The sequence below is a fragment of the Methanomethylovorans sp. PtaU1.Bin093 genome, assembly GCF_002067275.1.
Lineage (GTDB): Archaea > Halobacteriota > Methanosarcinia > Methanosarcinales > Methanosarcinaceae > Methanomethylovorans.
Window position 1 is genome coordinate 18,826 of record NZ_MVQX01000060.1, and the last position, 26,665, is coordinate 45,490.

Sequence of the window (26,665 nt, forward strand, 5' to 3'; positions counted from 1 at the left end):
ATATCAGAAGGCTGTAGTATAGTGCAAAAGTAGCATTTGAATAAGTATAAAAAATCATACTTCTTTAAGTAAATATCATAACGATCATATGACACCATGGAGAATAGCATGGCTGCGAATGACATATCTATAATACACCCCAGACCGAGTTCGATAGTTGCTGCCCTGTACACCCTTAGGGACCTGAATGTGGATGTTGCCATATTGCATGGCCCTCCGGGATGCTCTTTTAAGCATGCGAGACTGCTCGAAGAAGACGGGATACACGTAGTTACCACGGCCCTGGATGAGAACGGTTTCGTTTTCGGAGGGCGTCGGGAGCTTTCCTCTGTGCTTGAAAAGGTCAATGAGATGTTCCATCCGAAGTTGATAGGCGTAGTAGGGACATGCGCCAGTATGATCATTGGAGAAGAACTGCATGAGCCGGTAATGGATGCAGATCTGGACGTGCCTGTCATAGAGGTTGAGGTCCATGCAGGATATGCAAATAATACAAAAGGAGTGCTGCTCACTCTGGAATCGGCGCTGGATATAGGTGTTATCGACAGGGAAGAGTTCGAGCGCCAGAAAGTGCTCCTGGAAGAGGCAACGGAGGTTGAAAAGCGCCACGGTGCAGCCAGCAAGGAATACCTGGCACCTTCAAGAGGAGACCTGAAGTACAAGGTGGCACAGCGTATCATAGAACTGCTGAAGGAAGGCAAGAAAGGCCTTGTGATAATGAACGCCAAGAAGGAGACTGGCTATATGTTCGCTGATATCAATGTCGCTGTTCACGAAGTCGCATCCCGGCTGGGAGTATCTGGAAATGTGGTGAACATGGCAAACCTGGATGAGTCACTCGGCCTGCCAAGGGTAAGGGACCATGCCCGCAATATCATGCACGACCTTAAGGAAAAAGGTGTTCAGATCCACGATATCACAGGAGGACTGGACGAATATCCTATTGCAGGTCATGTGGTGGACGAACTCATAGCTAAGAAATATGCAGATCATGATTTCGCTGTGATCACCGGTGTTCCTCATGCGATACCCATGGACCACATCAGCCACATGGAGATCATTTCGGTTACGAACGGTCCCCGGCAGGTGGTACCCCTGAAGGAAATGGGTCACAGGCACGTTGTTGTGGAGATAGACCTGCACCCAAAGACCCTGGGGGTGAACCATATCGTAGAGTCGGAACTTGGTGCCACGCTGCGGGAAATGGCAAAAGAGACGCTTGATTGTTCCGCATGAGGTGAAAAAGATGGGTAACCAGAAACGTATAGCCATCTATGGCAAGGGCGGTATCGGCAAATCGAGCACTGCATCAAATGTTGCTGCAGCATGCGCAGAGGAAGGTTACAAGGTAATGATCATCGGATGCGATCCCAAGAGCGATTCATCCATTACGCTGTTGGGCGGGAGGAGAATACCAACCATCCTGGACCTGCTTCGGCAGGGTGTGAAAGTAACGGAAGAGGACATTGTCTTCCACGGATACAGGAATGTGAGATGTGTGGAAGTCGGCGGCCCTGAACCCGGCATTGGATGTGCAGGACGGGGCATCATCGTAGCCATCAAGACGTTAAGGGATATGTGCAAGGAAATGGATGATATGGACCTTATCATCTACGACGTTCCCGGCGACATAGTATGCGGTGGTTTTGTGGCGCCCATAAGGAAGGGACTTGTGAACGAAGCATATGTGCTGACATCCGGAGAGTACATGCCTCTGTACGCTGCTAATAACATCTGCAAAGGTCTTCGGCAGATAGATACCCGTCTGAGTGGTGTGATCTGCAATTCCCGCAGCGTAACAAGGGAAGAAGAGATAGTGCGCAGGTTCGCCGAGGAGATCGGCAGCAAGCTGGTAGCTTTCATTCCTAAGGAACAGATCGTGCAGGACTGTGAAAGAGACGGGTTCTCTGTCATTGAAAAAGCCCCTGGTTCGGACATTGCCCATGTGTACCGCGACCTTGCCCGGGCCATCATGTCAAATTCAGATTCAGCATTGCCAACATCACTGGATGATGAAAGGTTAAGGGAGCTTACACGCTGATCCACATGACCGCTGCCGTCAACATGCGTCCGACTGTAGCCGGCGAGGAGAAACACATCCCCAGGGTGCTGATCTCTGCCGGAAGCTCGTCTTCCGGTAAGACCACTGTAACCATAGGCCTTCTGGCTGCCCTGTCAAAAGCAGGATACAAGGTGCAGCCGTTCAAAGTGGGGCTGGATTACATCGATCCCAGTTACTACTCGGAGATCACGGGACGCAGGGCCAGGAACATCGATGGCTACCTGATGGACGAGGAGAGGGTACGCGATGTGTTCCTGCATGGGTGTGAAACGGACGAAGAGGCTGATATTGCCATTATTGAGGGTGTGCGGGGACTGTATGAGGGCCTGGAGAGCTTAAGTGACATCGGCAGCACTGCACAGATAGCAAAGACCCTTGACTGCCCTGTCATCCTTGTACTGAACGCACGCAGCATCACCCGTTCTGCTGCGGCTATTGTTTCAGGTTTCAAGGCGTTTGATCCGCAGGTGAACATTGCGGGTGTGATATTGAATAACATCGGTGGCCAGCGCCATGCCAAAAAGGCAAAGGAAGCCATAGAGCATTATACCGGCGTGCCGGTGATAGGCATCATCCCCCGCAACAATGAGATGATGATCTCCATGCGCCATCTGGGACTGGTACCTGCCATAGAAGAGCGCCGCAGGTCTGCGGATTTCGATGCCAGGATCAGCACCATCCGGGATGTTATCACTGAAGGTGTGGACATTGATCTGGTGCTGGACATTGCACGGCAGGTGGCTCCGCTTCCAATACCCACCGGTACTATATTTGTCCGCAGGGAAGTAACAGAAAAGCCGGTCATCGGCATTGCCCTGGACGAGGCGTTCAACTTCTATTATCACGACAACCTTGAGCTGCTGGAGCTTGCAGGAGCAGAACTTCGGTATTTCAGTCCGGTGCATGACGAACACCTGCCGGACGTGGACGGGATATACATCGGCGGCGGCTATCCCGAATTGTTCGCTGCCGAGCTTGAGGCTAATGCATCCATGCGCAAGGACATAAAAGCAGCATCTGAGGCAGGACTTCCCATTTACGGGGAATGTGGTGGCCTCATGTATCTCACCAATAAGCTCACTACCGGCGTGAAGGGTAAAGGTGCATATAACATGGCCGACATGCCCGAATCCACCCACGAGATGGTGGGCGCACTCCCCGGACATACCCTCATGGGACATAAGCGCGTGGTAAGCTACAACATCGGCTCTCTCACGCTCGATACCGTCATCGGCAAAACAGGAAACAACTTCCGTGCCCATGAATTCCACCATTCTGAGGTCACAGAACTACCCTCAGATGCCAAATTCGCCATCAAGCTCACCCGGGGCACCGGCATCATAGATGGCTGGGACGGGCTCACAGTAAACAACACATTGGGCTGCTATGCACATTTGGTGGCAAGCTCTTATGAGGAATTCTCGAAAAGCTTTGTGGAGTTTGTGAGGGAGAAGAAAAAGGAATAGATAAATCGAAATGAACTGTTCTCTAAAGTAATTTAACCCTATCCATAGCAGTAAGGTTTTGCCATTGTGTCAAAAAGTTATAATCACATTTCCCTTCTTGTGCCCTTCTTCAACATAAATATGAGCTTCAGCGATCTGTTCCAGAGGATAACGCCTGTCAATGACGGGTTTTAACTTTCCTGCCTCAGTAATCTCTTTGAGGAAAAGCAGGTCTTTAGACTTTTCTCGTGCCGGTCTCAGACCTGTGGCCTGGAACATCGCCTTTTTGCGACCGAACTTCGAGGTCCATATCGACTGGACCATTATCCCCGGCGAAGGAAAAGTGATAAGATAGATCCCGTCAGGCCTGAGCGCACTTTTACATCGCGGGAATGAGCTCTTGGCCACTACATCGAAGATGATATCGTAGGTCTGGCCGGCTTTGGCGAAGTCTTCTTTGGTATAGTCTATCACCCTCTCAGCGCCAAGTGATCTGACCAGTTCAAGGTTAGCAGTACTGCACACACCGGTTACTTCGGCCCCATAGTACCTAGCAAGCTGCACTGCAAGAGTGCCTATCGCTCCGGAAGCACCATTGATGAGGACTTTCTGCCCCCTTTTAATGCTTGCCTTGTCCCTCAGGAAAGGCAATGCAGTCAGTCCGCCATAGCAGACGGCAACGGCTTCAGCATAGTCCGCACTGTCGGGCATTATTCCCAGCGCCGCGTCCTCGGGCAGACATATATATTCAGCATGAGCCCCAAAAGTAGTACCGCTTGACCCGAAAACCTTGTCACCTTTCTTGAATCCTTTGACGCTCTTGCCCACAGCCTCTATTTCTCCAGCCAGCTCGTCCCCAGGTGTGAACTTTGGCTTGAGGAGACCGGTGAACAATCTTGAGATGAAGGGATCACCCTTTCTAAAGGAGATATCTGCAGGAGTTACAGTAGCTGCATGGACCTTTATCAGTACTTCATTTTCGCGAGGAACTGGCTTTTCAACCTCTGTCAACTGAAGAACTTCAGAAGGTCCGTATTTAGTACATACAACTGCTTTCATTCTTTTCTCCAAATCACTCATTAAAGAATATAATGCTGTCAGAACGCTCTATCTTTTCGACTGAAATTATTTTCTACTCTGTTCCACAGTAATGACTATGCTTCCCCTTTTATGCCCAGCTTCAACAAATTGATGAGCTTCTGCAACTTTTTCTAGTGGATAGCATCTATCAATGACTGCCTTAAACTTTCCAGCCTCAATTAATTCTCTTAGGAAAAATAGTGCTTCTATTTTATTGATCGACCATGTAAATATAACTTTTTTATTGCCTGCTATGCTAGTCCAGAATGTTTGAACAACTGGTACCAACCCTTGCTTTGTAACGATGTAGCGCCCTTTTTGCTTTAAAGAGTTTTTACACCGTGAAAATGAACTATTGCTAACCACATCGAAGATAATATCATACGACTTGCCATTTTCAGTAAAGTCTTCTTTCGTGTAATCGATCACTTCATCAGCGCCAAGAGATTTCACCAACTCGATATTTGATGAACTGCAAACCCCGGTAACTTCAGCCCCGAAGTACTTAGCAAGTTGCACCGCAGCAGTACCCATACTTCCTGAAGCACCATTGATAAGTACCTTTTCCCCGCTCTTAATATTAGCCTTGTCCTTTAGAAAAAATAAAGCTGTTGTTGCCCCATCAGCAATAGCAACGGCAGCTTCATATGTCATATTAGATGGCTTTACAGCCAGTGATCCCGTTTCAGGCATGCATTTGTACTCAGCATAGGCACCTGCGCTAAAACCGGTAAACCCGTAAACTTGGTCACCTTCTTTAAATCGTTTTACATCTCTGCCTACTGCCTCAACTTCTCCTGCCAACTCCAACCCAAGAATTCTATATTTATCTCTTGGTTTCTTGAAACCCGTAATCATTCTGCCAAGAAGCGACTTACCACTTCGCATTAAGCAATCAGGTGATGTTGCTGTTGTTGCATATATTTTGATCAACACCTCATTATTCTTAGGGACAGGCTTTTCCACTTCTTTTAGCTGAAGGACATCCGGTAGTCCGTATTGCGTGTATACAATTGCTTTCATAAGTATTTCTTTATTTATACAGGATTTTATATTTTATCACCTATTTTTTCTTTGCTACGATGAAATATTGCTGTGACCTTTAATGAAAACATTAAGTTTCAACAATTTCAAAGTATCTATTAGCTATTGAATCTTCTAATTCGGTGATTTTAAATGATGTGATCTGAGGAATTAATCCGATTTTGCTCACAGGTGATAACAGAACTCCTAAAAATGCCCCTCTCATACACGGTGTTGCAGAAAGAAACAATCCACCCGGTTTTAATAATTTGTTTATCCTTTGAATAACCTTTGGTGTATCTTCCACTAAATGGAGTAGGTAGAAACGTTAGTTCTTTATTTCTGTATTTCATTAAAGGAGAACAAATACTTCAGCGTTTCAATGCTCTGCAAATCCCCAAAGAAAATATACTACTTATGCCTCGCTCTCAGATCAACTGGAAACACCTGCTTATATCGATCCTACTCTGCCAGTTTACCGGCGTACTGGGCGCGCTGTTCACCACGCCTGCAATACCTACTTGGTATACAAACTTAGTGAAGCCTTCCTTTGTGCCCCCGAGCTGGACGTTCTCGGTGGTCTGGCCACTGCTCTTCCTGCTCATGGGTATTGCCCTGTACCTTGTATGGGAAAAAGGCTTAGAGAAGGCAGAGGTCAGAAAAGCTATGGGAGTGTTCGGGGTACAGCTTTTCCTGAACTTTCTGTGGTCTGTGCTGTTCTTCGGCCTGCGATCACCTCTCTACGGACTTGTAGAGATAGTTGGCCTGTGGATAATTATTCTTGTAAACATCTGGCTGTTCTACAGGATCTCAAGAACAGCAGGATTACTGCTGGTACCGTACATCCTGTGGGTATCGTTTGCAACAGTTCTGAACTACACAATATGGGTGCTTAATGTCTGAAAAGAAATACAAAATGTGTTTACAGCCATTTTTATCTGTTTGTTTTACAACACCCATGTGAAACATTAATAAGTAGTGCAGACCACTATGGAGTATTATGGTAATTCCCGTATTATTGAAGTTCCTGGTCTTTATCATAAGCCTGTCAATATCAGGATGTGTTTCACCTGCTGACCAAGGCGTTGACACGGTCACAAACGTCAATGTGCCAACCGGACCCATTGCATACGTAGATACCGACGGAAATGCAAATTACAATTGTGATGGGGTAAATGATCACGTGGAGATCAACAAAGCACTTGAATATGTCAATAGTATCGGCGGTGGGACTGTGTACCTTAGGGGACCTAACACGTACTGGATAAACGGGACCCTGAAGATGGGGGACAACACTATCCTCACCGGGGACTCCAGCGCCTGTATCAAGCTCATACCAAATGCCAATTGGGGAGATTATGTACCTTTGATCACTAACATGGATGGTGCAAATAAGAATTTCACAGTAAAGGGCTTCGAGATAGATGGGAACAGTGAGAACCAGTCAGTTCGCCGGGGATCTGCATATTACGATATGATCTATTTCTACAAATGTACCGACATCACTGTTACTGACATGCGTCTGGAATGGGGAACAAGTGACGGGCTGATAGTAAGGAACTATTTCCACGACAGACCTTCTAACATCGTTTTCACAAATAATTCAGTATATAAGCTTGGACACGAAGCCCTGTACACCCTGGGACTGAACGGTGTGACAGCAGCTAACAACAATGTGTTCACCAGGACCAACACCGCTTTCAGACTATCAAGTTCAGGCCACGCTAAGATCTACAACAACATAATCCATTCGGAGATACAGGACTGGTCAACAGGCCCCGGCATCGAGATCGACAAGAGCGATGGATACGAGTCCCAGAATATCGAGATATACAGGAATAAGATCCACACCCTTAATGGTGCTGCTATCTGGATATTTGGAGAGGACACTGACGATGTGATACGTGGCAAGGATGTGTACATACACCACAATATAATATATGATGTTGGCCAGTACGACAAGTTTACCGGATACAGCAACGCGGGGATCGTTATCGGGCAGTTCAATAATACAATAATAGAGAACAACGTCATTCATAATGGCGGTCAGGCGGGAATTAAATATTACCAATACCCGAACGCAGCCAGCATGAATACATCATTCACGACCATTGTCAGGAACAATATTATACTGGGCTCTGATAAATACCAGGACAGTGGATTGTGGAACACTGATGAAATAAATCACACTTTCGTATCGAATAACAACTGTATATATAGTGTGGACAATAACTACAACGGTAAAGGCATCGTCTATAAAGACGATATCTATGTTGATCCGTTGTTTGCAGATGCTGCAAAACACGATTATCACCTGAAAAGTACTGCAGGCCGATGGTCCGGCAAAGCATGGGTAAATGATGCTGTAACAAGTCCGCTCATTGATGCAGGATATCCTTTATCGCCCTTCAGTCGTGAACCCGAGCCCAATGGTGGCAGAATAAACATAGGCAGATATGGCAATACTAATGAAGCTTCCAAGAGTCCTGCCACCTGACCTTTGTTTCAGAAGGGATTAGAAACATCGTTCCTGAAAGGAACATAGACCAACCTTTAATAGCAAAAAAGACCTTTTAAAATCATGCAAACCATGCGTGAACACCCCACACTCTGGATCCAGGGCAGTACTTCAGCTTCACTTGAGGACAAGACCATAGTGCTTGCAGTTACCGGCAGCATTGCAGCGGTACGCACTGTGGAACTTGCCAGAGAATTAATACGCAGAGGTGCCGATGTATATGCCGTCATGAGCGAGGCCGCCTCATGGATACTTGATCCCATGGCCCTCCACTACGCCACCGGTCATGAAGCGATAACCAGGATAACAGGGGCTGTGGAGCATGTGGAGTTCTGCGGTATGAGCGGTAAGGCCGATCTGTTGCTCATAGCTCCTGCAACAGCTAACACCATCGGAAAAATTGCATCCGGGATCGATGACACACCTGTGACCACCTTCGCCACCACGGCCATTGGAGCAGGCATTCCGGTGATGATAGTACCTGCAATGCACGAAGCCATGTATAACCATCCAGCATTGATCGAAAATCTGGAGAAGATCAAAAGCTGGGGAATTAGGTTCATCGGACCGGATATCAAGGAAGGTATTGCTAAGATAGCCTCTAATGAAGAGATAGTGCTGCAGGTGGAAAGGCAGTCCGGCAGCAGAGAACTTGCAGGCAGGAAGATCCTTATAACCAGCGGCTCCACTGCAGAAGCAATCGACCCTATAAGAATACTTACAAACAGAGCATCAGGCAGGACTGGTGTGGAACTTGCTCTGGAAGCCTACAGGCGCGGGGCGGAAGTGACCATAGTACACCGCAACAAAGTGGGCTTTACAGGCATCAAGGATATATATGCTGAAAGCGCCTCCCAGATGACAGAAGCGGTACTTGGGGAACTGGACTGTGGTTATGATGTACTGATCAGTGCAGCTGCCATAGCTGATTATACCCTTGATCCGGCAAATACTAAAATAAGGTCAGGGGAAGAACTTACCCTACACATGAGGCCTACTGCCAAGCTGATAGGCAAAGCAAGGGAGAAATGTCCGGACCTGCTCATTGCAGGGTTCAAAGCCGAAACCGGAACCGGCCTGGAAGAGCTGCTCAAAAGAGCAACGCACACCCTGGAAACCTCAAAACTTGACCTTATAGTTGCTAATGATGTAGCAGGCAGTGGTATTGGTACCGAGGATAACGAAGTATATATCCTTACTGCGGAAGAACCCGGCCATATCCATATAAAAGGGTCAAAAAGAGTTATAGCCTCTGCATTGCTGGATGAGATAGGCCACCTGCTGATGTCAGGGAAGTGATAGCACGCAGGAAAAAAAATGGTCTGCCAGTGCCTTTGCCCCGGCACATATAACCGGCTTTTTTTGTATACACGATCATGAAGACCCCCGTAAAAAAGGTTCTACAGGTTGTGGTATTGTCCTTGATGGAGGAGTGGTTACCACTGTGACATATTCAGAAGAACTGGATGATACACAGATAACCCTGAACGGCAAACAGGTAGGAGGTCACACTACAAGGACTGTGGCAGATATGCTTACAAATTTACCTGTGCTTGTGGAAAGCGTAGCGAACATCCCTATAGGGTGCGGATTCGGAGCATCCGGCGCAGGAGCCCTCGGCACCGCTTACGCATTGAACGAGGCACTGTGCCTCAACCTGACCTCGGCCAAGATAATTGAAACTGCACATGTGGCAGAGGTCATTAACAGGAGCGGACTCGGGGACGTAATAGCACAATCCTACGGAGGCGTGGTCATTCGCACAGCGCCAGGGGCACCGGAATATGGAAAAGTGGACTGGATCCCGGTTGCACGCAAAGAAGTACTCTGCCTGCCACTCGGAGAACTGGATACTGGTTCTGTCATCTCGGACCCTGATCTTGTCTGGCGCATAACTTCCATGGGAAGAGGTGCAATGAAAAAACTCATGCTTGCACCCACCTTTGAGACTTTTATGCAATGCTCCCGGGACTTTGCCATAGGTACAGGACTTGCGTCCGATGCCATAATGGATATAATAGAAGCAGTTGGATCTGCCGGTGGCATGGCGTCCCAGGCTATGCTTGGAGAATCCGTTTTTGCAATAGCGGACCCTGGAAGAAGGGAAGCAGTGATCGAAGCGCTCAATGAGTTCGGCCAGCCATTGGCATATAATCTGAATGATTGCAGAGCAGGGCTTTTGTGACAAAAAGCCTATTTAGTATGTTGCTGCATTAAACTCACAAAAATACAACCTATATATAAATTATAATCTGGATCATGGAAAACTGAAAGAAGACAGAATAACGGGAGACAGAAGATCGTGACACATATCCCTGAGGATCATCCAAGATATGCATCCCTGATAACCAGGGAAAGGATAGTTGAGGGTGTACAGATGGGTATCACCAGCCAGCAAGGACTTGTGGCCCAGGGCAGGGGTGAAGCCTTTGACTATCTTATCGGCGAGCGTACGATCGGATCCGCCGCAATTGCAGAACGTGTGGCAGTAGCTTATCTGCTCACTGCACAAAGACCCATTATATCCGTTAATGGCAATACTGCGGCCCTTGTACCTGGAGCCCTTGTATCGCTGTCAGACGTCACAGGAGCGCAACTGGAAGTGAACCTGTTCCACCGCAGCGATGCCAGGATGCACAGGATAATCGAGCATCTGAAAGCACATGGAGCAGGAAAGGTACTTGGTTCAAAAGGTGATGCACGACTTGACCTTTCCCATGATCGGGGTATAGTCGACCAGGAAGGCATATATGCGGCAGATGTGGTACTTGTACCTCTGGAAGATGGGGACAGGTGCCAGAAACTCGTGGAAATGGGCAAGATAGTCATAGCAATAGACCTTAACCCACTGTCCAGAACCTCACTTTCTGCAACTGTGACAATCGCCGATAATGTTACAAGGGCATTGGAGAACATGATCCAGTTCACAAAAGAGATGAAAAAAGATAGTAAAAAACAATTACAAGCGATCATTGATTCCTATGACAACAGAAGAGTACTGGCTGATGCCATGTATGCCATCCAGGAACATCTTAAGAACCAGGCAGGGCGCGAGGGTATCGAATGGATCTGATAGAGCAGACCAGAGAATATGTATCAGAGATCCTCGCAGATGAGCCCAGCACCCATGACATGTCTCACATAGAGCGCGTAGAGAATGTATGCATGAGCATCAGGGAACAAGAAGGTGGTGATGAACTGGTGCTGCGCCTTGCTGCACTGCTTCATGATGTGGGAATCATCAAAGAGCATGAGCAGGGAGGCGATCATGCTCAATATAGTGCTGAGATCGCACAGGAATTCCTCACAGTTGCGGGTGCTGACAAAGACCTGACAGAGCATGTGACGGCTTGCATCCGTTCCCACAGGTTCAGCAGTGGACTGAAGGCACATACGCTGGAAGCAAGGATATTACAGGATGCTGACAGGATAGATGCCCTCGGAGCAGTGGGTATTTTCAGGTCCCTGGTGTCCATGGGAGCTTTGCGTGCCATGAGGTCTACCATCGGAACAGTGAAAGAGAGATCCATGAATGCTTATAATGAGGACCCCCTTGAAGGGTTCTATGAATATATGAACAATAAACCTTTCAAAATATTGGAAAGACTTAACACCGGCACTGCCAGAGAGATAGCGAGGGAGAGACTTAAACTGATGCATGTGTATCTTAATGCACTTCAGGAAGAGACCTGCTGCATAAAGTGATAACTATGGCTGATATGATCATAAAGAATGGGCATATCCTTACAATGGAGCCCGGCAAGGAGCATGAATTGAGGAACGGAGTGGTGGTCATAGACGATGGGACCATCACAGAGGTCGGAGAAAAAACACAGGAAACTGCAGACATCGTAGTGGATGCACAGGGAGGCATCGTTATGCCCGGTCTTGTGAACACTCATACACATGCAGCAATGACACTTTTCAGAGGATATGCAGATGATCTGCCCCTTTCACAGTGGCTGCAGCAGCATATCTGGCCTGCAGAAGCAAAACTTACTGATAATGATATATATAAGGGAACTCTGCTTGCATGCCTTGAGATGATCAAAAGCGGTACCACTTGCTTCAATGACATGTACTTCCATATGGATGAAACGGCAAAAGCAGTAGAGCAAGCCGGAATAAGGGCTGCCCTGTCCTATGGAATGATAGAGTTGGGAAATAAGGATAAAGCAGATGCGGAATTAAAGGAAGGCAGCCGGTTCGTGCAGAAATGGCAAGGCAAGGCAGATGGCAGGATCACAGCAATGTATGGACCACATGCACCTAATACCTGTTCCAGGGAATTCCTTCAAAGGGTCAAGGATAAAGCGAGGGAGGACGGTGTGAAGGTACATATCCATGTACTGGAAACAGAGGCTGAACTAAAAGAGATGAAAGAGAAATATGGCATGTGCTCCATACACATGCTGAATAACATTGGCTTTTTCGATAGTGATGTTGTCGCTGCTCATTGCGTGTGGCTGTCTGATGGAGATATTAAGATATTGGCAGAAAAAGGAGTGAACATATCCCATAATCCTGTGAGCAACATGAAACTGGCGTCAGGGATCGCTCCTGTGACAAAGCTTCTGAACAGTGGAGCGAACGTGTGTCTGGGAACCGACGGATGCGCCTCTAACAATAACCTGGACATGTTCGAGGAAATGAAGATCGCAGCATTACTGCAGAAGGTCAGCACCATGGACCCTACGGCACTGCCTGCAAAAGAAGTGCTGAAGATGGCAACTGTCAACGGTGCCAAAGCATTGGGGATCAATGCGGGCATGATAAGAAAAGGAGCACTTGCGGATATAGTAATAGTTGACATGAATAAAGCCCACATGAGACCATTCTACGATGCTGCCTCGCATCTGGTATATAGCGCCAATGGACAGGATGTGATGACAAACATTGTAAATGGAAAATTGCTCATGCAGGATTATGAAGTGCTTTGTATGGATGAGATGAAAATTATAGAGCAGGCAATTGTGGCTGCAGAGGATCTTATACAAAGAGTGAATGAATAGAACTTTTATTAAATGTATTTTTGGAGATATTGAAATGCACAAAAAAGAACTTATTGAATCTGGTGACCAGAAGATAGAATGGGCCAGAGTACACATGCCAGTGCTGGATATAATCAGGAAGAATTTCGAGAAAGAAAAGCCTTTGGAAGGACATAGGATCGCAATGGCCTTGCATGTGGAAGCAAAGACTGCGGTGCTTGTGGAAACACTGGCAGCTGGCGGAGCGGAAGTAGCCATTACCGGATGCAACCCCCTGAGTACACAGGATGATGTATCTGCTGCACTGTGCACACGCGACAATATAAGCTCATGTGCAAAATATGAATGCACCAATGATGAATATTATGCTGCTATGGACAAGGTGCTTGGAATAGAACCTGATATTACAATAGATGACGGTGCAGACCTCATATTCAAGCTGCACACAGAAAGACAGGATCTGCTGCCCAATATACTTGGGGGATGTGAGGAAACCACTACGGGCATACACAGGCTGAAAGCTATGGAAAAAGACGGGGCCCTGAAAATGCCGGTTATGGCCGTCAACGATGCTATGACAAAGTTCATGTTCGACAACAGGTATGGGACCGGACAATCCTCATGGGACGGGATAATGAGGACCACGAACCTGCTGGTGGCGGGTAAGAACGTTGTCGTGGGAGGATATGGATGGTGTGGCAAAGGAGTTGCCATGCGTGCAAGGGGCCTTGGAGCTAATGTGATCGTGACAGAAATAGATCCGATACGTGCCCTTGAAGCAAAGATGGATGGAAACCTGGTAATGCCCATGAAAGAAGCAGCAAAGATAGGGGACATCTTCGTGACGACTACAGGGAACTGTGATATTATAACTAGGGAACATTTTGAAGTAATTAAGGATGGGGCGATCCTTTCCAACTCGGGTCATTTCAATGTTGAGATCGATCTTGAGGATCTGGAAAATATGGCCAAAGGTGTGCGTACTGTCCGTAAGAACATAAAAGAGTACGACATTGGTGACAGAAAAGTATACGTGCTTGCAGAAGGCAGGCTCGTGAACCTGGCTGCAGGCGACGGGCATCCTGCTGAAGTAATGGATATGAGCTTTGCTAATCAGGCCCTGTGTGTAAGGCACATTGCAGAGAATAAGCTCGTCAATGGAGTACATGCCGTGCCCCATGAGATAGATATGCACGTAGCTGAACTGAAGCTCAGGTCCATGGGAGTCAGTATCGACTCTTTGAGCAAGGAACAGTGTGAATACATGTGCGGATGGAAATCAGGAACTTAAGATATTTGGCCATACGCATCTGCTGCGGATAAATAGAATACTGTTGAAAGGAGAAAAATTAACCGAACTTGCTTTTAAAGGGACGAAAACTTAATATAAATAGGTTATGACACAAGGACGTACAACCAGTTGAGAACGTTTTTTTGTTGGTTTGGGATATTGTCAGAATGTATATCCCAAACCTGTTTGGCCCCATTTCCTGTCTGCGAAATATATATATATGATAAGTACGTTTTGGGGGTCTACACCGAACTGATGCGAAAGTGGACAGGCAAAGGGACATACAAACATAATGGGCTCGTAGCTCAGTCAGGCAGAGCGTCTGGCTTTTAACCAGACGGCCTAGGGTTCAAATCCCTACGAGCCCGCCATGACAACCATGGCTTCAAATAAGTATATTTTTTTGCCAATCATTCCACGTGCACACTTTTTGAGGGAGGAGAAAATTTGAATAAATTCAACCTGCTCGACAATGAACTGATCCCAAAACATGAGATATTGGGTGAGGATGAGTTGAAATCTGTTCTAAAACGCTACAAGATAGAAAGGGAACAATTCCCAAAGATAAAGATGAATGATCCTGTAGTGCAACAAATTGGCGCATCGGTCGGAGATGTTGTTAAGATAACCAGGAAAAGCCAGACAGCAGGACAGGCACTTTATTACAGGCTTGTAATAGAGTGAGATAGCATCAAATGAAAGCATTTGTTTTTTCTATTGCCACTTTATTGTGGTCGTGCTACGTAATGTTTTTCATACCTTTCTATCAACTAATTAGTTGTAATCATCATTTAAGAGGGCAGTAAAGTGTCAGAGGCATATTTTACCAGGGACAAGATAGTCCAGCACCATATCGACTCTTATAATAAATTCCTTGAAAGTGGTCTACAGAACATTATTAACGAACAAGGAGTCATTGAGACCGATATAGAGGACGTGTATATCAAATTAGGGAACATCCGTGTGGAAAAACCGGTTGTAAAAGAAGCGGACGGTGCCATAGAGAAACTCTATCCAAATGAAGCAAGACTACGTAACCTTTCCTATTCAGCTCCAATATACCTGCAGATGAACGTCGTGCAGGGAGAGGAAGAGTCAGAACCAGTGGAAGCAAAGATCGGGCAGTTACCCGTGATGATAAAATCCTCAATATGCAACCTTGTGGAACTCAATGAAAAAGAAATGATCGACTATGGCGAGGACCCGCTCGATCCCGGAGGATATTTCATTGTAAATGGAACCGAAAGGGTTGTAATGACCCTTGAGGACCTTGCCCCTAACAAAATACTCACTGAGTTTGGAGAGAGATATGGCGATATGATAGAGGTGGCGAAGGTATTCTCCCAGAGAAGGGGATACAGGGCCCTTGTGGTCGTTGAAAGAGGGCGCAAATCCCTGCTCGAAGTGTCATTCCCATCGATATCAGGTCGTATCAATTTCATAACACTGATGAGAGCATTGGGTGTGGAAACTGACGAAGATCTGGTAAATACAGTATCCAACGACCCTGAGATAATGAAATTCATGCTCGAGAATCTGGAGGAAGCGGAAGTAGCAACAACCCGTGAAGCAATTGAGAAGATAGGTACCAGGGTTGCGGCGGGTCAGGCCCGTGACTATCAGATGAAACGTGCCAACTACGTAATGGACAGATATTTGCTGCCCCATCTTGGAAATGAACCTAAGGACAGGTTTGCTAAGGCATATTTCCTTGGAAGGATGGCAGAATCCTGTTTTGAGCTTGCTCTTGGGAAGCGTTCTCCGGATGATAAGGACCACTATTCCAACAAGAGACTTAAGCTTACAGGCGACCTCATGGAGGACCTTTTCAGAGTGGCATTCAACAGGCTGGCCAGGGACGTAAAGTACCAGCTTGAGAGAGCGAACATGAGGAACCGTGAACTGAACGTGGTAACCCTCGTCAGAGCCGACGTACTTACCGACAGATTGCAGCATCCTCTTGCCACAGGTAACTGGGTGGGAGGCCGAACAGGTGTATCCCAGCTTTTGGACAGAACTGATTATATTTCTACTCTTTCACATCTCAGACGTGTGATCTCTCCTCTTTCAAGAGCTCAGCCTCACTTCGAGGCTCGTGACCTGCACCCCACACAATGGGGAAGATTATGTCCATCTGAAACCCCTGAAGGACCAAACTGTGGACTTGTCAAGAACTTTGCACAGATGGTGGAATTATCCACCGGGGTGGATGACAAAAGTGTCCTTAAGAAAATACTTCTGGATCTGGACGTAAAGCCAAACATTCCGCAACACCGCCTGGAAAAAGTGGTGGAATACGATGCAGAGCTTGAAGAGTACACTGATGAATTTGACACAATTCCACATGAAGAAGAGAAGCCTGATCTAGGATATGTCGACTATTCAGATATGGACGATGGTATGGGAGGCTTTGCAGATGACTGAAGCAAAAGTTTTTTTGGACGGGGAACTCATCGGTACCCACAGCAATCCACAGGACCTTGTGGAAAACATTCGCAAGCAAAGGAGAAGTGGAGTAATATCCCGACAGGTCAATGTTACCCTAAATGAGGACATTCACGAAGTTATCATAAACTCCGATATAGGGAGAGCCAGGAGACCATTAATAGTAGTTGAAGGTGGAAAGTCTTTACTGACCGAGGACCGCAAGGAAGCTCTGAAGAAAGGCGAGATGACCTATGATGACCTGGTAAAGGACGGGGTCATTGAATACCTGGACGCTGAAGAAGAAGAGAATGCATTTATTGCCCTTACAGAGCCTGAGATCGTTCCAAAGAACACACATCTTGAGATAGACCCAAGCCTCATGCTTGGGATCTGTACTGGCATGGTGCCTTATCCCGAACATAACGCATCTCCCCGTAATACCATGGGTGCGGCCATGGTAAAGCAGTGTATAGGTGTATCAACATCTAACACAAAGCTTAGGCCTGACACGCGTGCACACGTATTACACTACCCGCAGAAAGCCCTTGTAAGGACCATGACCTGTGAGAACATTGCATTTGATGAAAGACCTGCCGGGCAGAACTTCGTGGTGGCAGTGATGTCATTCGAAGGCCATAATATTGAAGATGCTCTGGTGTTCAATAAAGGTTCTATAGAGAGAGGTCTTGGAAGAAGCCATTTCATCAGGACGTTCGAAGGTGAGGAAAGAAGATATCCCGGCGGACAGGAAGACAAGTTCGAGATACCTGATTCCGAGTACAGGGGAGCCCGCAGTCCTGAGGCATATTCTAATCTTGATGTGGACGGTCTTGTAAACCCTGAAACTTTGGTAGGACCAAATGATGTACTGATAGGTAAGACCAGTCCCCCCCGTTTCCTTGAGGAACAGTCTGATTTCGGTATCACTGTAGAGCAGCGCAGGGAAAGCGCAATAACTATGCGTTCTAATGAAAAGGGTATCGTTGATACTGTAATTCTCACAGAATCAATAAACGGTACCCGCCTTGCAAAAGTAAAGATAAGGGATCAGAGAATACCTGAGATCGGCGATAAGTTCGCATCCAGGCATGGACAGAAGGGAGTTATCGGCCTTATAGTACCATACCAGGACATGCCTTTTACAGAGAACGGCATGGTTCCAGACCTTGTCATAAACCCACATGCTATCCCCTCTCGTATGACAGTCGGACATGTGCTTGAAATGATCGGAGGCAAAGTAGGCAGCATGGAAGGCAGGCGTATCGATGCAACTGTCTTCGCAGGAGAGAACGAAGAGGATCTGCGTGCGGGTCTTAAAAGACAGGGATTTGCCCACACAGGCAAAGAAGTGTTCTTCGATGGCGTCACAGGAAAGAGAATACCCGCGGATGTGTTCGTAGGCGTGATCCTTTACCAGAAACTGCACCATATGGTCGCCTCCAAGATGCATGCCAGGTCACGCGGACCTGTACAGGTGCTTACCCGCCAGCCAACAGAAGGCAGGGCAAGAGAAGGAGGTCTGAGGTTCGGAGAAATGGAGCGTGATGTCCTTATCGGACACGGGGCTGCCATGACACTGAAGGAAAGACTGCTTGATGAATCCGACAAGGTAGTCGAACTTGTCTGCGGACACTGTGGCATGATAGCTACCTTTGACCGCAAGAGGAATATAAGATATTGTGCAAGCTGCGGCGCTGAAACCGACATTCACCCGGTAGAAATGAGCTATGCCTTCAAGCTGTTACTTGATGAGATCAAGTCGCTGGGAGTTGCACCGAGACTAAAATTGGACGATGCTGTGTGAAGGTGATATAAAATGGATACAATACCTTCCATCCCTAAAAGAATATCTGCAATACAATTTGGCCTGATATCTCCGAGAGAGGTCAGGAAAATGAGCGTTACGAACATCATTACTGCAGATACCTATGATGATGACGGTTACCCTATAGATATGGGATTAATGGACCTCAGACTTGGGGTCATAGATCCCGGACTCAAGTGTAAGACTTGTGGAAGCAGAGCGGGAGAGTGTCCCGGACATTTCGGGCATATAGAATTGGTTGCACCGGTAGTGCATGTTGGTTTCAACAAGACCATCCGTAAGACATTACGTTCCATATGTCGCAATTGCAGTGCTCTGTTGCTGGAACCTCCTCAAAAGAAGGATTTTGTTGCTCAGATCAGTAAACTCCAGGAAATGGGACATCTTCCTGACCCTGTGATAAACGAGGTTTTCAAAGAAGCAAGAAAGACAAAGGTCTGTCCTTACTGCGGCGCCGAGCAGCTGGAGATCAAGTTCGAGAAGCCAACCGAATATATAGAGGACGGACACAAGCTCACACCTACTGAAATAAGGGACAGGTTCGAGAACATATCGGATGATGATGTAAAAGTACTTGGGATGGATCCTGCAAGTGCCAGGCCGGAATGGATGATCCTTACAGTATTACCCGTGCCGCCTGTAACTGTCAGACCGTCCATCACGCTTGAGTCCGGCCAGCGTAGTGAAGATGACCTGACCCACAAACTTGTGGACATCATACGCATAAACCAGCGTTTCCAGGAGAACAGGGATGCAGGAGCTCCACAACTGATCATAGAAGACCTCTGGGAATTGTTACAGTACCATGTGACCACTTTCTTTGACAATGAAGTATCAGGTGTGCCACCGGCAAGGCACAGGTCCGGAAGACCTCTGAAAACGCTTACTCAGCGTCTGAAAGGAAAAGAAGGGCGTTTCAGAGGAAGTCTGTCAGGTAAACGTGTTAACTTCTCCGCCCGTACTGTAGTGTCCCCTGACCCCAACCTTAGTATCAACGAAGTTGGAGTACCCGAAGCCATAGCTATCCAGATGACCATACCTGAAAGGGTCATAGACAGAAATACAGAGTTGTTGAGGATGTATATTCTCAGGGGAAGCGATGTGCATCCTGGAGCCAACTACGTGATACGTCCGGATGGAAGGCGTATAAAGATCACAGAGAACAACAAGGAAGAGCTGGCTGAGAAGGTCGAGAAGGGATGGGTCGTTGAAAGACAATTGATGGATGGAGACACGGTGCTTTTCAACAGACAGCCCTCTCTGCACAAAATGAGTATCATGGCCCATCAGGTAAAAGTCCTGCCGAACAAAACGTTCAGGCTTAATCCTGCAGTGTGTCCCCCATATAACGCTGACTTTGATGGTGACGAAATGAACATGCACGTGCTCCAGACAGAAGAATCGAGAGCAGAAGCAAGTATACTCATGCAGGTGCAGGAGAATATCCTTTCACCGCGTTTCGGCGGACCGATCATTGGTGGAATACACGATCATATATCGGGCATGTTCCTGCTTACAAGGAACGAGAACCGTATAACTAAGAACGAAGCTCTTGAACTCCTCAGGAAAGCAGAGATCAGAGAGTTACCAGAGCCTAGCGGATATGATGATAACGGGGAGCCTTATTGGAATGGCAAGCAGATATTCAGTCAGATCCTTCCGGAAGGCTTGAATGCAGAATTTCCGGCTGAAGTATGCTTCAAATGTGAAACATGCAAAAAAGAAGACTGTGAGTACAACGCATATGTTGTTATCAGAAATGGAGAAATGGTCAAGGGGACCATTGATGAGAAGGCCATAGGGGCGTTCAAAGGCATCATACTTGATAAGGTCGTAAAAAAATATGGCACAGAGGCTGGTGCTAAATTTGTTGATGACTTCACCAGACTTGCCATCAGAGGTGTAATGAAGACAGGGCTCAGCTTTGGCATCAGTGACGAGGATATTCCGGAAACTGCCAAGAAGAATATAAAAGAAGTTCTTGACAAGGCGGAGAACGAGGTAAAGGACCTGATAGCAGCTTATGAGGCAAAAGAACTGGAACCTTTGCCTGGAAGAACACTCGACGAAACCATTGAAATGAAGATCATGCAGACACTTGGTAAGGCGAGGGACCAGGCAGGTAATATTGCAGGTAATCAGCTTGGCCTGGAAAACTCTGCGGTGATAATGGCCAAGTCTGGCGCAAGAGGGTCCATGCTTAACCTTACACAGATGGCTGCTTGTGTTGGACAGCAGGCGGTACGTGGTGAACGTATCAGAAGAGGATATGCAGGCAGAACACTTCCGCACTTTGACAAAGGTGACTTGGGAGCCGATGCTCACGGATTCGTAAAATCCAGCTACAAAAGCGGATTGTCACCTACCGAATACTTCTTCCATGCCATAGGAGGACGTGAGGGTCTTGTGGATACTGCAGTGCGTACATCTCAGTCAGGATATCTGCAGAGAAGACTGGTAAATGCTCTCCAGGACCTAGAGGTACAATATGATGGTACTGTAAGGGAAACAAGAGGAGTGATAGTGCAGTTCAAGTACGGAGAAGATGGTATAGACTCAACAAAGAGTGATTACAGTAAGCCTGATAACGTACATAAGATCGTGGAAGCGGTTACAGGAAGGAAGGTGAACTGAAAATGGCTCTGATAGAATCTACTATAGACTCGATGCTTGGTAACCTTGACCTGCCTTTAAATATCCTCCAGACACTGAAAGAAGATGTCATTAAAGCAGGAGTTAACAAAAAAGAGCTTGAAGAGATCATCGAAAAGGTCAAGGAAAGTTATGAATATGCAAAAGTAGAACCCTGCGAAGCTGTGGGAGTTGTATCAGCCCAATCCATAGGAGAACCGGGCACTCAGATGACGATGCGTACTTTCCACTACGCCGGTGTAGCCGAGATCAACGTTACATTGGGACTACCCCGCCTTATAGAGATAGTTGATGCGAGAAAGGAACCAAGCACTCCAACGATGACAATTGCTGTTCTGGAAGAATATGCACAGGACAGAGATAAGGCACGCAAACTTGCATGGGAGATCGAGGCTACGCATATAGACCAACTTGCAGATGTCACAACTGATGCACTGAACATGCAATTGATAATAGACCTGCATGAGAAGACCCTGATGTACCGAAATATAACAGTCGATGAGATTATCGAGAAGCTAACCGATAAGTTGGACATCCAAGTCAGGCTCTCTGAAAATATTGACAACCAACTGATTGTGAAGCTGAAAGAGCCTTCTTATAGAGATCTTTTGCAGATGAGAAAAAATATCGACACTATCACCTTGAAGGGGATAGAAGGTATCAAAAGGGTCGTCATACGCAAAGATGGTAATGAATATATGCTCTACACCGAGGGGTCCCAGTTGAAGAAAGTACTGGAAGTGGAAGGTGTTGACATCAGCCGCACCTATACCAATAACATTGGTGAGATATACGATGTGTTCGGGATAGAAGCTGCAAGGAATGCCATTATCAAAGAAGCTACCAGTACGCTGGGAGAACAGGGTCTTACAGTGGATATCAGACATATAATGTTAGTTTCTGATATCATGTGTTGTGATGGTGAAGTTAAGCAGATAGGTCGTCACGGCATTTCAGGTGAAAAGGCCAGTGTATTTGCACGTGCTGCTTTTGAAGTTACTGTGAACCACTTGCTTGATGCAGGAATGCGCGGTGATGTTGATGAGCTTAATGGTGTCACGGAGAACATTATAGTTGGGCAACCAATTAAACTTGGAACTGGGGACGTGCACCTGATAGCTAAATAAAGTTTCAAAATGGTATACGGATTACAGAAGAGCAACCAGAAAGTAGATATAAGGATTCACTTATTAGAATACAGACCTTAGGTTTAAATTGCATAAGAGATGGTAATATGGATATTAATATCGACAAAGCATTGATCAAGGCAATCAGGACAGGAAAGGTGGTGATCGGCTCTAAGAGCACCATCAACGCTGCTATTAGCGGAAAAGCGAAAATAGTGGTTCTTGCTTCCAACTGCCCGACAGAGATAAGAGCACAGATCGAGTCTACAGATGTACCTGTACTCAATTATTCCGGTACGAACATGGAACTTGGTCCTGTTTGCGGAAAGCCTTTTGTGATCGCTGCACTTGCGATCCTGGAAACGGGTGAATCCGATATACTAGCAGCAGCTTGAAAGGAGTTGCTTGACTTGAGCGAGATCAGGCTGTCAACAGAAGGAATAAGATACATCGCATTATTTGAGAGCGTGACTGGTGCAACCGTGATGGATTGCATCGTTGAGGACGATCGTATAATATATGTGGTGAAACCGGGTGATATGGGTGCAGCCATCGGAAGAAATGGTGACCACATTAACCGTATAAAAAAAACTGTTGACAAACACGTTGAACTCGTGGAATATTCAGATGATCCGGTCATATTCATAAAGAATGCGTTTGGTCCTGTAACTGTCAAGTCGGTGAACATTACCACAAGGAACGACAAACGTGTGGCTTATGCAGATGTCTCTAACAAGGAAAAGGGACTAGCCATCGGACGTGAAGGAAAGAACATCGGAAAAGTAAAAATGGTTGCGCAAAGGCACCACGATATAGATGATGTCATACTTCAGTGACCTCATAGAATCAGGATCAAGAGCAACATTACTGTGATGAAATCTTGGAGAAAGTATTATGCCAAATGGAAAATATGCAGCTCATACCTTAAAGAGCATTCGCCAAAATGCTAGGTGGAAAGACACCCAGTATAACAGGCGTACGCTTGGTTTGAACGTGAAAGCGGACCCCCTTGGAGGAGCTCCACAGGGAAGAGGAATTGTACTTGAAAAGATAGGAGTAGAAGCAAAGCAGCCTAACTCTGCAATAAGGAAATGTGTAAGGATACAGCTGATCAAGAACGGTCGTCAGGTATCCGCATTCTGCCCGGGGGACGGTGCTATCAACTTCATTGACGAACACGATGAAGTAACGGTAGAGAGAATTGGTGGACGCATGGGTGGTGCAATGGGAGATATCCCCGGTGTACGTTTCAAAGTTATTGCAGTCAACAACGTGTCCCTGAACCAGATGGTCATTGGCCGCAAAGAGAAACCCAGGAGATGATCTTCAATGTATAAATTATATGGAAAATGGGACCTTGCAGAAGTAGAGGTAACAGATCTCGGAATAAAGAGATATGCTAACCTTGAGCCTGTGATATTGCCACATTCAAGCGGGAGACACGCACGCCAACAGTTCAACAAATCGAATTTGCTTATAGTTGAACGTCTTGTAAACAGTATGATGAGGGGAGAAAAGAACACCGGCAAGAAACAACTTGCTATGCGTACTGTTGAAGATGCTCTGGAAATAATCAATACGAAAACAAAGAAGAACCCCGTGCAGGTACTTATAGAGGCTATTGCCAACGCGGGCCCCAGGGAAGAGGTTGTCAGGCTTAAATACGGAGGCATATCTGTTCCTAAAGCTGTGGACACTGCACCTCAGAGGCGTGTTGACAGTGCTCTAAGATATATTTCAATGGGAGCAAGCCAGGCAGCATTCAAATCAAAGAAGTCCCTGGCAGAATGCCTTGCAGCAGAACTTATAGCAGCGGCAAATCGCGATGCAAAGTGCTTCTCCATTAACAGGAAGGATGCTAAGGAAAGAGTCGCAAAGGCAGCACGTTAAGCTGTTCATTGCTTATAATAATAGTAGTATTACAGGGTAGTATTATGGGAAGAAGAAAGAAAATGGTGGAGCGCGTCACTGCATTGATGGGCACACCTGAGAAGATACGCAACATTGGAATAGTTGCGCATATTGATCATGGTAAGACCACATTATCCGATAACCTGCTGGCTGGGGCCGGAATGATATCCAAGGAACTGGCAGGCAGGCAGCTCTTCATGGACTCCGACGAGGAGGAACAGGCGAGGGGAATTACCATAGATGCATCCAACGTTTCAATGGTGCACGAATACGAGGGACAGGAATACCTGATCAACCTTATAGACACACCTGGTCACGTTGACTTTGGCGGTGACGTCACCCGTGCCATGCGTGCAGTGGATGGAGCCGTAGTTGTAATTGATGCAGTCGAAGGTACAATGCCACAGACAGAGACCGTGCTGAGGCAGGCCCTTCGAGAGCATGTTAAGCCTGTGTTGTTCATCAATAAAGTGGATCGTCTTATAAACGAACTACAGGTGGATTCCCAGGAAATGCAGGTCAGACTAGGGAAGCTTATAGACCATGTTAACAAGCTTATCAAAGGAATGAACGAAGAGAGATACAAGGCAGGCTGGAGAGTAGATGCCGCGGCCGGTACTGTAGCTTTCGGTTCAGCACTTTATAACTGGGCAATAAGCGTACCAATGATGAAAAAGACTGGAATCAGTTTCAATCAGGTATATGACTACTGTAAGAAAGAGGACATGAAGGCACTTGCTGAGAAATGTCCTTTGCATGAGGTAGTAAACGACATGGTGGTCAGGTTCCTGCCAAATCCCCTGCAGGCACAGAAGGGAAGAGTAGCAGCTATCTGGCATGGGGATAAAGAATCACCTATAGGAAAAGCCATGATGGGCGCTGATGCCTCTGCAGACCTTACATTCATGGTCACGGACATATCCATGGACCCACATGCAGGAGAAGTGGCCACTGGCAGACTTTTCAGTGGAAGTCTTACCCGCGGGATGGAAGTATACGTATCCGGTGCTGCCAAGAAGAACAGGATACAGCAGGTAGGAATTTTCATGGGCCCAGAAAGGCTTGAAGTAGAAAAGATACCTGCAGGCAACATTGCTGCTGTAACAGGCCTTAGGGATGCAATAGTTGGATCCACGGTAACCACGCTGGAAAACATGACACCCTTTGAAAGCATAAAACATGGCAGTGAACCAGTGGTGACAGTTGCTGTGGAAGCAAAACACATGAAAGACCTTCCAAAGCTTGTCGAAGTGCTGAGACAGGTGGCAAAAGAGGACCCAACGCTCAGGATCACTCTTGATGAGGAGACCGGAGAGCACCTGATGGCAGGTATGGGCGAACTTCATCTGGAGGTCATTGCACACAGGATCGAGCGTGATAAAGGAGTGGAGATCACTACTACACCACCAATAGTTGTGTATCGTGAGACCATTCGTGACAAAGCTGGTCCAGTGGAAGGTAAATCTCCCAACAGACACAACAGGTTCTATGTGGAGATCGAACCTCTGGAGCAAGAAGTGATCGAACTGATCCGTAACGGCGATATTTCCATGAATATGCCGGAACTGGAACGCCGTGAGAAGCTCATGGCAGCTGGAATGAACAAGGATGAGGCAAAAGGTATCGTAGACATATACGAGTCCAATATCTATATCGATATGACGAAAGGTATCCAGTACCTTAACGAAACAATGGAACTTATCCTTGAGGGCTTCCAGGAGGTAATGAAAGCAGGCCCATTGTCAAGGGAACCATGTATGGGCATCAAGATCAAGTTAGTGGATGCAAAGCTGCACGAAGACGCTGTGCACAGAGGACCCGCTCAGGTAATTCCTGCTTCCAGACAGGCTATACAGGCAGCCATGCTTATGGCTGGAGATACACTCCTTGAACCCTATCAGAAAGTGTTTATCCAGGTACCACAGGACCAGATGGGTGGAGCCACGAAGGAGATCCAGGGTCGCCGTGGAATAATAATGGATATGCATACTGAAGGTGACACTACAATTATTGAATCAAGGGCTCCTGTAGCTGCACTGTTCGGTTTTGCCGGTGATATAAGATCTGCGACCGAAGGCCGTGCAATGTGGAGCACAGAGTTCGCTGGCTTTGAAACACTGCCTACGAACCTGTTGGGTGAGGTAGTGGGAGCCATCAGGCAAAGAAAAGGCCTGAAGAAGGAGATCCCACAGGCATCCGATTATCTCTCCATGTAAGCTGTAGAGAAGGCTTATGCCTTTATCCTGCAGCTTTTCCTCGGAAAGGTTTAAACGTAGAAAAAACTATTAGGACAAATCATACTTAAGCAATATC

General features: G+C 46.7%; 24 protein-coding genes and 1 tRNA gene. 22 read left to right on the forward strand and 3 right to left on the reverse strand.

From position 1 onward, the window contains the following. The first annotated feature begins 108 nt into the window (after window positions 1–108). Genes cfbD through cfbB form a run of 3 tightly spaced genes read left to right on the forward strand, consistent with a single transcriptional unit; the run spans window position 109 to window position 3,528 of the window. Window positions 109–1,236: a Ni-sirohydrochlorin a,c-diamide reductive cyclase catalytic subunit gene (gene cfbD / locus A4E24_RS07270; protein WP_292352619.1), complete on the forward strand. Its 1,128-nt coding sequence runs from the start codon at window positions 109–111 to the stop codon at window positions 1,234–1,236. Between the two features lie 10 nt (window positions 1,237–1,246). Further along, the gene (cfbC, locus tag A4E24_RS07275) at window positions 1,247–2,041 is read left to right on the forward strand and encodes a Ni-sirohydrochlorin a,c-diamide reductive cyclase ATP-dependent reductase subunit (protein WP_292352620.1); all 795 of its coding nucleotides are present in this window, start codon (window positions 1,247–1,249) and stop codon (window positions 2,039–2,041) included. A 5-nt stretch (window positions 2,042–2,046) separates the two neighbouring features. Then, window positions 2,047–3,528, forward strand: a complete 1,482-nt coding sequence (gene cfbB, locus A4E24_RS07280; protein ID WP_292352621.1) for a Ni-sirohydrochlorin a,c-diamide synthase — start codon at window positions 2,047–2,049, stop codon at window positions 3,526–3,528. 69 nt (window positions 3,529–3,597) lie between these two features. Here the strand turns inward: cfbB and A4E24_RS07285 are convergent, their stop codons facing one another. The 3 genes from A4E24_RS07285 to A4E24_RS07295 all read right to left on the reverse strand — a co-directional run bounded on the left by A4E24_RS07285 (window position 3,598) and on the right by A4E24_RS07295 (window position 5,917). Beyond that, the gene (locus A4E24_RS07285; RefSeq protein ID WP_292352622.1) at window positions 3,598–4,566 is read right to left on the reverse strand and encodes an NAD(P)-dependent alcohol dehydrogenase; all 969 of its coding nucleotides are present in this window, start codon (window positions 4,564–4,566) and stop codon (window positions 3,598–3,600) included. A 66-nt stretch (window positions 4,567–4,632) separates the two neighbouring features. Further along, on the reverse strand, window positions 4,633–5,610 hold the full coding sequence (locus tag A4E24_RS07290) for an NAD(P)-dependent alcohol dehydrogenase (RefSeq protein WP_292352623.1): 978 nt from the start codon (window positions 5,608–5,610) through the stop codon (window positions 4,633–4,635). A 91-nt stretch (window positions 5,611–5,701) separates the two neighbouring features. After that, the gene (locus A4E24_RS07295) at window positions 5,702–5,917 is read right to left on the reverse strand and encodes a hypothetical protein (protein WP_292352624.1); all 216 of its coding nucleotides are present in this window, start codon (window positions 5,915–5,917) and stop codon (window positions 5,702–5,704) included. A gap of 110 nt (window positions 5,918–6,027) precedes the next feature. On the opposite strand from A4E24_RS07295, the gene A4E24_RS07300 reads away from it, so the two are divergent. From A4E24_RS07300 to A4E24_RS07390, 19 genes are all read left to right on the forward strand, one after another. Beyond that, window positions 6,028–6,513, forward strand: a complete 486-nt coding sequence (locus A4E24_RS07300) for a TspO/MBR family protein (RefSeq protein WP_292352625.1) — start codon at window positions 6,028–6,030, stop codon at window positions 6,511–6,513. Window positions 6,514–6,610: 97 nt separating this feature from the next. Next, entirely contained in the window at window positions 6,611–8,107 is a 1,497-nt protein-coding gene (locus tag A4E24_RS07305) for a right-handed parallel beta-helix repeat-containing protein (protein ID WP_292352626.1), read from the forward strand. Window positions 8,108–8,191: 84 nt separating this feature from the next. Next, a complete protein-coding gene (gene coaBC, locus A4E24_RS07310) occupies window positions 8,192–9,427 on the forward strand; it encodes a bifunctional phosphopantothenoylcysteine decarboxylase/phosphopantothenate--cysteine ligase CoaBC (protein ID WP_292352627.1) in 1,236 nt (411 codons plus the stop codon). Window positions 9,428–9,572: 145 nt separating this feature from the next. Continuing rightward, window positions 9,573–10,313, forward strand: a complete 741-nt coding sequence (locus A4E24_RS07315; RefSeq protein ID WP_292352628.1) for a pantoate kinase — start codon at window positions 9,573–9,575, stop codon at window positions 10,311–10,313. Window positions 10,314–10,430: 117 nt separating this feature from the next. After that, complete coding sequence (locus tag A4E24_RS07320) at window positions 10,431–11,201, forward strand: 4-phosphopantoate--beta-alanine ligase (protein WP_292352629.1); 771 nt, start codon at window positions 10,431–10,433, stop codon at window positions 11,199–11,201. Further along, window positions 11,192–11,833 (forward strand): HD domain-containing protein, encoded by a 642-nt coding sequence (locus A4E24_RS07325; RefSeq protein ID WP_292352630.1) that lies wholly within the window; start codon window positions 11,192–11,194, stop codon window positions 11,831–11,833. Before A4E24_RS07320 ends, A4E24_RS07325 begins: the two co-directional genes overlap by 10 nt. Before the next feature lie 5 nt (window positions 11,834–11,838). Continuing rightward, window positions 11,839–13,140, forward strand: coding sequence for an amidohydrolase family protein (locus A4E24_RS07330; RefSeq protein ID WP_292352631.1), 1,302 nt, complete (start codon window positions 11,839–11,841; stop codon window positions 13,138–13,140). A 34-nt stretch (window positions 13,141–13,174) separates the two neighbouring features. Then, entirely contained in the window at window positions 13,175–14,410 is a 1,236-nt protein-coding gene (locus A4E24_RS07335) for an adenosylhomocysteinase (protein WP_292352632.1), read from the forward strand. A gap of 294 nt (window positions 14,411–14,704) precedes the next feature. Continuing rightward, window positions 14,705–14,781: transfer RNA gene (locus A4E24_RS07340), tRNA-Lys, on the forward strand. Window positions 14,782–14,857: 76 nt separating this feature from the next. Next, on the forward strand, window positions 14,858–15,094 hold the full coding sequence (locus tag A4E24_RS07345) for a DNA-directed RNA polymerase subunit H (RefSeq protein ID WP_292352633.1): 237 nt from the start codon (window positions 14,858–14,860) through the stop codon (window positions 15,092–15,094). Window positions 15,095–15,217: 123 nt separating this feature from the next. After that, window positions 15,218–16,834, forward strand: coding sequence for a DNA-directed RNA polymerase subunit B'' (locus tag A4E24_RS07350; RefSeq protein ID WP_292352634.1), 1,617 nt, complete (start codon window positions 15,218–15,220; stop codon window positions 16,832–16,834). Then, a complete protein-coding gene (gene rpoB / locus A4E24_RS07355; protein ID WP_292352635.1) occupies window positions 16,827–18,641 on the forward strand; it encodes a DNA-directed RNA polymerase subunit B in 1,815 nt (604 codons plus the stop codon). The genes A4E24_RS07350 and rpoB overlap by 8 nt, the downstream gene beginning before the upstream one ends. A 12-nt stretch (window positions 18,642–18,653) precedes the next feature. Then, window positions 18,654–21,296, forward strand: coding sequence for a DNA-directed RNA polymerase subunit A' (locus A4E24_RS07360; RefSeq protein ID WP_292352636.1), 2,643 nt, complete (start codon window positions 18,654–18,656; stop codon window positions 21,294–21,296). 2 nt (window positions 21,297–21,298) lie between these two features. Further along, complete coding sequence (gene rpoA2, locus A4E24_RS07365; protein WP_292352637.1) at window positions 21,299–22,441, forward strand: DNA-directed RNA polymerase subunit A''; 1,143 nt, start codon at window positions 21,299–21,301, stop codon at window positions 22,439–22,441. A gap of 107 nt (window positions 22,442–22,548) precedes the next feature. Beyond that, window positions 22,549–22,836 (forward strand): 50S ribosomal protein L30e, encoded by a 288-nt coding sequence (locus tag A4E24_RS07370; RefSeq protein WP_292352638.1) that lies wholly within the window; start codon window positions 22,549–22,551, stop codon window positions 22,834–22,836. Between the two features lie 15 nt (window positions 22,837–22,851). Beyond that, a complete protein-coding gene (locus A4E24_RS07375; RefSeq protein WP_292352639.1) occupies window positions 22,852–23,277 on the forward strand; it encodes a NusA-like transcription termination signal-binding factor in 426 nt (141 codons plus the stop codon). A gap of 58 nt (window positions 23,278–23,335) precedes the next feature. After that, window positions 23,336–23,764, forward strand: a complete 429-nt coding sequence (locus A4E24_RS07380; protein ID WP_292352640.1) for a 30S ribosomal protein S12 — start codon at window positions 23,336–23,338, stop codon at window positions 23,762–23,764. Between the two features lie 6 nt (window positions 23,765–23,770). After that, on the forward strand, window positions 23,771–24,331 hold the full coding sequence (locus A4E24_RS07385) for a 30S ribosomal protein S7 (protein ID WP_292352641.1): 561 nt from the start codon (window positions 23,771–23,773) through the stop codon (window positions 24,329–24,331). Between the two features lie 44 nt (window positions 24,332–24,375). Beyond that, on the forward strand, window positions 24,376–26,568 hold the full coding sequence (locus A4E24_RS07390; RefSeq protein ID WP_292352642.1) for an elongation factor EF-2: 2,193 nt from the start codon (window positions 24,376–24,378) through the stop codon (window positions 26,566–26,568). The last annotated feature ends 97 nt before the right edge of the window (window positions 26,569–26,665 follow it).

Coding starts and splice junctions, on each gene's coding strand:
- A4E24_RS07360 (WP_292352636.1), top strand. CDS start 18,654: ATGGATACAATACCTTCCATCCCTAAAAGAATATCTGCAATACAATTT.
- A4E24_RS07325 (WP_292352630.1), top strand. CDS start 11,192: ATGGATCTGATAGAGCAGACCAGAGAATATGTATCAGAGATCCTCGCA.
- rpoA2 (WP_292352637.1), top strand. CDS start 21,299: ATGGCTCTGATAGAATCTACTATAGACTCGATGCTTGGTAACCTTGAC.
- A4E24_RS07300 (WP_292352625.1), top strand. CDS start 6,028: ATGCCTCGCTCTCAGATCAACTGGAAACACCTGCTTATATCGATCCTA.
- A4E24_RS07390 (WP_292352642.1), top strand. CDS start 24,376: ATGGGAAGAAGAAAGAAAATGGTGGAGCGCGTCACTGCATTGATGGGC.
- A4E24_RS07380 (WP_292352640.1), top strand. CDS start 23,336: ATGCCAAATGGAAAATATGCAGCTCATACCTTAAAGAGCATTCGCCAA.
- cfbC (WP_292352620.1), top strand. CDS start 1,247: ATGGGTAACCAGAAACGTATAGCCATCTATGGCAAGGGCGGTATCGGC.
- rpoB (WP_292352635.1), top strand. CDS start 16,827: ATGACTGAAGCAAAAGTTTTTTTGGACGGGGAACTCATCGGTACCCAC.
- A4E24_RS07290 (WP_292352623.1), bottom strand. CDS start 5,610: ATGAAAGCAATTGTATACACGCAATACGGACTACCGGATGTCCTTCAG.
- cfbD (WP_292352619.1), top strand. CDS start 109: ATGGCTGCGAATGACATATCTATAATACACCCCAGACCGAGTTCGATA.
- cfbB (WP_292352621.1), top strand. CDS start 2,047: ATGACCGCTGCCGTCAACATGCGTCCGACTGTAGCCGGCGAGGAGAAA.
- A4E24_RS07305 (WP_292352626.1), top strand. CDS start 6,611: ATGGTAATTCCCGTATTATTGAAGTTCCTGGTCTTTATCATAAGCCTG.
- A4E24_RS07335 (WP_292352632.1), top strand. CDS start 13,175: ATGCACAAAAAAGAACTTATTGAATCTGGTGACCAGAAGATAGAATGG.
- A4E24_RS07370 (WP_292352638.1), top strand. CDS start 22,549: ATGGATATTAATATCGACAAAGCATTGATCAAGGCAATCAGGACAGGA.
- A4E24_RS07385 (WP_292352641.1), top strand. CDS start 23,771: ATGTATAAATTATATGGAAAATGGGACCTTGCAGAAGTAGAGGTAACA.
- A4E24_RS07330 (WP_292352631.1), top strand. CDS start 11,839: ATGGCTGATATGATCATAAAGAATGGGCATATCCTTACAATGGAGCCC.
- A4E24_RS07285 (WP_292352622.1), bottom strand. CDS start 4,566: ATGAAAGCAGTTGTATGTACTAAATACGGACCTTCTGAAGTTCTTCAG.
- coaBC (WP_292352627.1), top strand. CDS start 8,192: ATGCAAACCATGCGTGAACACCCCACACTCTGGATCCAGGGCAGTACT.